A 5,727-nucleotide genomic window follows, 5' to 3' on the forward strand; every position below is an offset into this window, starting at 1 on the left:
CGGCCATCATGGCGCAGCGCATCTGCGGCACCGGCTTCGAGCTGTTCCGCCAGGCCGGTGAACACATCCAGGGTGGCGCCTGCGACGCTGCGCTCGTGGTGGGCACCGAGAACATGACGCGCAACCCGATCGCCGCCTTCGACCACCGCACCGGCTTCAAGCTGGGTGCACCGGTGGGCTTCAAGGACTACATGTGGGAAGCGCTCAAGGACCCGGCGGCCGGCATCAACATGATCCAGACCGCCGAGAACCTGGCGAAGAAGTACGGCATCACCCGCGGGGAGGTGGACGCGTTCGCCTCCGCTTCCTTCGCCAAGGCCGTGGCCGCGCAGGAAAGTGGTTTCCTGGCGGGCGAGATCGTCTCCGTGATCAGCGAAAAATTCGAACTCGCGGGCTACCAGCCGCGCGGCATCCGACTGCAAGGCAAGCTCACCGAGGTGACCACCGACACCCACCCGCGCGTCTCGCCGGTGGAGGTGCTGGCCAAGCTGCGCGCGGTGTTTGAAGGGGGCGTACAGACCGGTGGCAACAGCTCGGCGTTGGTCGATGCAGCGGCGGCCTGCGTGGTCGCCTCTGGCGCCTACGCCAAAGCGAATGGCAAGCAGCCACTGGCCCGCGTGGTCGCCGCGTCGGCCGTGGGCGTGCCGCCCGAGATCATGGGCATCGGCCCGGCACCCGCCATCCGCCTGCTGCTGGAACGCACCGGGCTCACGCTGGCCGACATCGCCCGCTTTGAAGTGAACGAAGCGCAGGGCGCACAGACGCTGGCCGTGGCGCGTGAACTGGGCATGGACCTGGACCGTCTCAATGTCAACGGCGGCGCCATCGCCCTGGGCCACCCGCTCGCGGCCACCGGCGTGCGTCTCACCCTCACGCTGGCGCGCGAACTGCAGCGCAGCGGCCAGCGCTACGGCATCGCCAGCGCCTGCGTGGGCGGTGGCCAGGGCATGGCACTCCTGATTGAAAACACATCCGCTTGAAACAAGGAAGAACCTGACCATGAACATTCAAGGACACGCCGCCCTCGTCACCGGCGGTGGCTCGGGCCTGGGCGAAGCCACCGCGCGCGAACTCGCGCGCCTGGGCGCCCAGGTCGCCGTGCTCGACGTGAACCTGGACAACGCCCAACGCGTGGCCAGCGAGATCGGCGGTATTGCTTGCCACTGCGACATCACCAACACCGAGAGCCTGCAAGCCGCCATGGACGCGGCCGCGGCCGCCCACGGCCCGGCCCGCATCCTCATGAACATCGCCGGCATCGGCAGCGCCAAACGCGTGGTCGGCAAGGACGGCTCGGCCGCACCGCTGGAAGACTTTGCCAAGGTGATCAACGTCAACCTGATCGGCACCTACAACGCCAGCCGCCTGTTTGCCGCCGCCTGCGCCAAACTCGATCCGCTGGAAGACGGCGAGCGCGGCGTGATGGTGTTCACCGCCAGCGTGGCCGCGTTCGACGGCCAGGTGGGTCAGCAGGCCTACAGCGCGTCCAAGGGCGGCCTGGTGGGCATGACGCTGCCGATGGCGCGCGACCTGGCGCAGCACGGCATCCGCGTCTGCACCATCGCGCCCGGACTGTTCTCCACGCCGCTCATGCGCACCCTGCCCGAGCCGGTGCAGGCCTCGCTGGCGGCCAGCATCCCGTTCCCGCCACGCCTGGGCAAGCCCGAAGAATTCGCTTCGCTGGCGGCCTACATCGTGACCAACACGCACCTGAACGGCGAAGTGATCCGCCTCGACGGCGCCCTGCGGATGGCCCCAAGATGAGCAAAGTCGTTGTCTTTGAAGTGGAAGTCATGTTCGGCGACTGCGATCCCGCCGGCATCGTGTTCTTCCCCAACTTCTCCAAGTGGATGGACGCGTCCTCGCTGAACTTCTTCGTGAAAAACGGGGTACCGCCCTGGCGCGAACTGGTGAAGACGCGCGGCATCGTGGGCACGCCGCTGCTGGAGATCCACACCAAGTTCATGCGCCCCGCCACCTATGGCGAGCGCCTGCAGATCCACACCAGCGTGACCGAGTGGCGCGAGAAGGTGTTCATGCACAAGCATGTGGTCAAACGCGGTGACGACGTGTTGTGCGAAGGCACCGAGACGCGCGCCTTCGTGATCCACCCGCCCGAAGCGCCCGACCGCATCAAGGCCATTCCCGTGCCCGAAGACATCAAGGCACTCTGTACCTGACCCCTGCTGTCTGCCCCCGTATTCGCAGCCCTTTCCCAACCACACAGAAGGAGACACCCATGCGCACACGCCGCCAATTCATCCAGGCCACCGCCGCCACCACTTTGCTGGGCTCGCTCGGCCTGCAAACCGCCCGTGCACAAGGCCTGGAGCAGGTGAAGATCGTCAACGGCTTTCCTGCGGGCGGCAGCGCCGACGTGACCAGCCGACGCATCGGCGAGAAGCTGGGTGGGAGCGTCTACACGAAGAACGCCGCCGTGGTGGAGAACAAGACCGGCGCGGCCGGCCGCATCGCGGTGGAAACGGTGAAGAACGCGGCACCCGATGGCGCCACGCTGTTGCTCACGCCGTATTCGATGATGTCGATCTACCCGCACATCTACAAACAGCTGAGTTACGACCCGTTCAAGGACCTCACCCCGGTGTGCATGGCCTCCCTGCTCACCCACGGTCTGGCGGTGGGCCCGATGGTGCCGGCCTCGGTGAAAACGGTGAAGGACTACCTGGCCTGGGCCAAGGCCAACCCCAAGGACGCCAACTACGGCTCGCCCGCCGCCGGCTCCACGCCCCACTTCCTGGGCGCGCTGCTCGGACTGGAGAGCGGTGTGGACCTCAAACACGTGCCGTACCGCGGCTCCATTCCCGGCATCACCGACGTGATCGGCGGCCAGCTCGCGAGCATGGTCACGCCGCACGGTGACTTTCTGGCCAACCACCGCGCGGGCAAGCTGCGCATCATCGCCACCTCGGGCAAGACCCGGTCGCCCTTCGTGCCCGAAGTGCCGACCTTCGCCGAACAAGGTTTCCCCGACCTCGTGGTGGAAGAGTGGTTCGGCTTCTACGCGCCGGCCAAAACGCCTGCGGCCGTGGTGATGAACGCCAACACCGCGATCAACGCCGCGCTGAAAGAAAAGTCGGTCATCGATTCGCTCGCCCTCTCGGGCCTGGTGCCGGTGGGTGGCAGCCCCGAAGACATGGCCAAGAGCATGCAGTACTACTTCGAGTTCTGGGGTCCGCTGGTCAAGAAGATCGGCTTCACCGCCGAGTCTTGAACACAGCGCGCCGGTCATGAACGCCTACGAGCCGCAACCCGAAGCCAGCCGCCACATCCTGGACAGCGTGCTGGGCGCGAGCCAACAACTCGCTGCCCTGCCCGCCTTCCCCGACTTCGACGCCGAGCTGCTGCAGCAGGTGCTGGTGGAAGCGGGCAAATTTGTTGGCGAGGTGGTGGCACCGCTCAACCGCAGCGGCGACGAGACCGGCGCGCAATGGGCAGCGGGCGCGGTCACGATGCCGCCGGGTTTTCGGGCGTCGTACCAGGCGTTCTGGCAAGCGGGTTGGCCCTCGCTGGCTTGCGCTGTGGAAGACGGCGGGCAGGGCCTGCCCACGGTGCTGGAGGCGGTGCTGCACGAGATGCTCAACGCCGCCAACCACGGTTGGACGATGGCGCCCGGCCTGCTGCACGGCGCCTATGAATGCATCCGCCACCACGCCAGCGACGGGCTGAAAGCCCGCTACCTGCCCAAGCTGGCCAGCGGCGAGTGGCTGGCCACCATGTGCCTGACCGAGCCGCACGCGGGCAGCGACCTCGGCCTGGTGCAGACCAGGGCCGTGCCGCTGGCCGACGGTCGTTTTGCGCTCAGCGGCACCAAGATCTTCATCTCCGGTGGCGAACACGATCTCACCGACAACATCGTGCACCTGGTGCTCGCGCGCCTGCCCGATGCGCCGCCCGGCCCCAAGGGGCTCTCGCTGTTTCTGGTACCCAAGTTCGAACCCGATGGAACCCGGTCGGCCGTTCACTGCGAGCGCATCGAAGAAAAGATGGGCCTCCACGCCAGCCCGACGTGCGTGATGCGGTTTGACGAAGCCGCCGCGTCCCTGGTGGGCGAACCCGGCAAAGGCCTGACCGCGATGTTCGTGATGATGAACGCCGCGCGCCTGCTGGTGGGCCTGCAGGGCATCGGCCTGCTCGACGCCGCGTGGCAGAAGGCGAACGCCTATGCACAGGAGCGCCGGCAGATGCGCGCACCGGGCAGCACCAGCAAGGCTGGCCACGCAGACGCGATCGCGATGCACCCGGCGATTCAGCGCATCCTGGCCACCCAGCGCGCCTGGATCGACGCCGGCCGCGTGATCGCTTACCGCACGGCGATTGAACTCGACCTGCAAAAGCACCATCCCGAAGCCCTGCGCCGCGAAGCCGCCGCGCGCTGGTGCAGCCTGGTCACACCGGTGCTCAAGTCGGCCTGGACCGAGCAGGCCTTTGTCGGAGCCAGCGCCTGCCTGCAGGTGTTCGGCGGCCACGGCTATGTGCGCGAATGGGGCATCGAGCAGCACGTGCGCGACGCGCGCGTGGCCATGATCTACGAGGGCACGAACGAGATCCAGGCCATTGACCTGCTGGTGCGCAAGACCCTCCCCGACGGGGCGGCCACGCTGACCGCGCTGCTGGCCGAACTCGCGGACGACGTCGGGCAAAGCCCGCGCACCCGGCAAGCCATGCAGGCCTTCAGCGCCTTCGTGCGCGAACAGGTGCTGCCGCGCAGCGGAGACTCCCACTCGGCGCCAGACCTGCCCTTCTGGCTGGCCGACGATTTCTTGCGCGCGCTGGCCCTGCTGCTCATGGCCTGGGCCTGGGACCGCATGGCGGCCAAGCCCGGCGCGGACCCCATCGCGCACGCAGCCTTCTGGCGCTGGGTTTGGCCCGAGTTCGACTTGCGCATGGCCATGATGAGCAACACCTTGTCGGCCAGGCAGCCACAGGCGGCTATGCTCTGAGGATGCCCGAGACCTCCACCGCCAACGCCATGCGCCGCCCCCGCGGTCCGCGCAAGAAAGACACGGGCGAGGGCCTGCTGGGCGATGGCGCCACGGGCAGCGGGGCGAGCGATGCGCCCGAGGTCGACACGGCGTACCTGGAGACCCTGCTGGGCTACAACGCCCGACGCGCAGCACTCACCATCATTTCGCTGTTCCTGCGCCGCATGGCACCTTACGACCTGCGCCCGGTGGACTTTTCGGTACTCACCGTGATCGCGCACAACCCCGGCGTCACCTCGCGCCAGATTTGCGCGGCGCTCGACATCCTGCCGCCCAACCTCGTGGGCATGGTCAAGGCCCTGCACAAGCGCGGCCTGATCGAACGCCAGCCCCACCCCACCGACCGACGTGCCCAGGGCCTGCACCTGACCCTGGCCGGCCAGCGCCTGCACATCCAGGCCCAGAGGACGGCGACCGACCTGGAACAGGAAGCCACGAACGCGCTCACCCCGACCGAGCTGCAGACGCTCAGCGGCTTGCTGCGCAAGGTCTACCGTCGCACCGGCGCCTGACAATCCGGGTAAGTCCGTAGCGTCGGCCTTTGCGCCACATTGCTGCGGCGCACGCAGCTAGCAAACTGGTAGCAGCGGGGCTTCGTCCCTATAGTCCTCCTTACGGGCCGTTGCCAGAGCCCCCAGGAGAATCCGCATGAGTGCCAAGGACAACGCAGCCGTGATCCAGCTCTTCGACCTGCTCGAATCGCGCTACGCCATGCGGGTGATCT

General features: G+C 67.5%; 6 protein-coding genes. All 6 read left to right on the forward strand.

The genetic code is table 11. From position 1 onward, the window contains the following. Window positions 1–980: thiolase family protein (locus Q1W68_RS15630; RefSeq protein WP_300717064.1), on the forward strand; the 980-nt coding region annotated here is incomplete at its 5' end. A 19-nt stretch (window positions 981–999) separates the two neighbouring features. Beyond that, window positions 1,000–1,764 carry an SDR family NAD(P)-dependent oxidoreductase gene (locus tag Q1W68_RS15635; RefSeq protein ID WP_300717065.1) on the forward strand — a complete coding sequence of 255 codons (765 nt, stop codon included), beginning with the start codon at window positions 1,000–1,002 and terminating at the stop codon, window positions 1,762–1,764. Further along, window positions 1,761–2,180, forward strand: a complete 420-nt coding sequence (locus Q1W68_RS15640) for an acyl-CoA thioesterase (protein WP_300717066.1) — start codon at window positions 1,761–1,763, stop codon at window positions 2,178–2,180. The genes Q1W68_RS15635 and Q1W68_RS15640 overlap by 4 nt, the downstream gene beginning before the upstream one ends. Window positions 2,181–2,239: 59 nt before the next feature. Then, entirely contained in the window at window positions 2,240–3,232 is a 993-nt protein-coding gene (locus tag Q1W68_RS15645; RefSeq protein ID WP_300648524.1) for a Bug family tripartite tricarboxylate transporter substrate binding protein, read from the forward strand. 16 nt (window positions 3,233–3,248) lie between these two features. After that, a complete protein-coding gene (locus Q1W68_RS15650) occupies window positions 3,249–4,961 on the forward strand; it encodes an acyl-CoA dehydrogenase family protein (RefSeq protein WP_300648522.1) in 1,713 nt (570 codons plus the stop codon). A 2-nt stretch (window positions 4,962–4,963) separates the two neighbouring features. Next, the gene (locus Q1W68_RS15655; protein WP_300648520.1) at window positions 4,964–5,515 is read left to right on the forward strand and encodes a MarR family winged helix-turn-helix transcriptional regulator; all 552 of its coding nucleotides are present in this window, start codon (window positions 4,964–4,966) and stop codon (window positions 5,513–5,515) included. Window positions 5,516–5,727: the final 212 nt, after the last annotated feature.

Source organism: Hydrogenophaga sp. (genome assembly GCF_030158645.1).
In the GTDB taxonomy this organism is placed as follows: Bacteria; Pseudomonadota; Gammaproteobacteria; order Burkholderiales; family Burkholderiaceae_C; genus Hydrogenophaga.

Bases quoted from the DNA above. Each gene is read 5' to 3' on its own strand.
- Q1W68_RS15635 (WP_300717065.1), top strand. From the start codon at position 1,000: ATGAACATTCAAGGACACGCCGCCCTCGTCACCGGCGGTGGCTCGGGC.
- Q1W68_RS15640 (WP_300717066.1), top strand. From the start codon at position 1,761: ATGAGCAAAGTCGTTGTCTTTGAAGTGGAAGTCATGTTCGGCGACTGC.
- Q1W68_RS15645 (WP_300648524.1), top strand. From the start codon at position 2,240: ATGCGCACACGCCGCCAATTCATCCAGGCCACCGCCGCCACCACTTTG.
- Q1W68_RS15650 (WP_300648522.1), top strand. From the start codon at position 3,249: ATGAACGCCTACGAGCCGCAACCCGAAGCCAGCCGCCACATCCTGGAC.
- Q1W68_RS15655 (WP_300648520.1), top strand. From the start codon at position 4,964: ATGCCCGAGACCTCCACCGCCAACGCCATGCGCCGCCCCCGCGGTCCG.